Origin of the sequence: Anaerovorax odorimutans, assembly GCF_024459955.1 — a bacterium.
GTDB lineage: Bacteria > Bacillota > Clostridia > Peptostreptococcales > Anaerovoracaceae > Hominibacterium > Hominibacterium odorimutans_A.
In genome coordinates this window covers 1-453 of sequence record NZ_JANFXK010000098.1, presented here as the reverse complement: position 1 = coordinate 453, position 453 = coordinate 1, and the positions used below count along the sequence as shown (strand labels likewise).

At 48.8% G+C, this 453-nt stretch carries 1 protein-coding gene; it reads right to left on the bottom strand.

Features of this window, described 5'->3' with window-relative positions; all coding sequences use genetic code 11:
• The coding region (locus tag NE619_RS18035; protein ID WP_256133866.1) for a hypothetical protein at window positions 1–453 on the bottom strand (453 nt) is incomplete at both ends.

Below are 453 nucleotides of genomic sequence, written 5' to 3'. Positions count from 1 at the left end.
TACCGTTCCCATCGGCTTTCTTTTCCACTATATAAATTTTTACAAAAGACAGCGGTACCTCTGGCATTTCCGTTTGCGCCAAATCCCCCAAGGACGAATTCCAATTGGTGATCGGCTGTTCGGTATTCCGGACGCAGAGCGTCTATCTTGATTGCAACCACTTTCCCCTGGATACTCTGCGCAAGATCATTGGGGTAGCACTGTTCGGCGGTAATCGGCTCCATGGAAGGAGTGATCGACTGCCTATTTTTCTCAATTTGCGTCGCCTGCTCCTGCACCCGCTCACCAAACAACTTCATCATTTCCAGGTAGCTCCCGGTAAATCCCTCCTCGTAACTCCGAAAAAGCTGGTTGGTACTACAGTAGGCGCACAAAAACTGGTTTTCTGCGTCAGCGTTCCTGTTTTCGCCAAATACGATTTCTCTGTTTCCAATATGCACCGCATGGGTAATC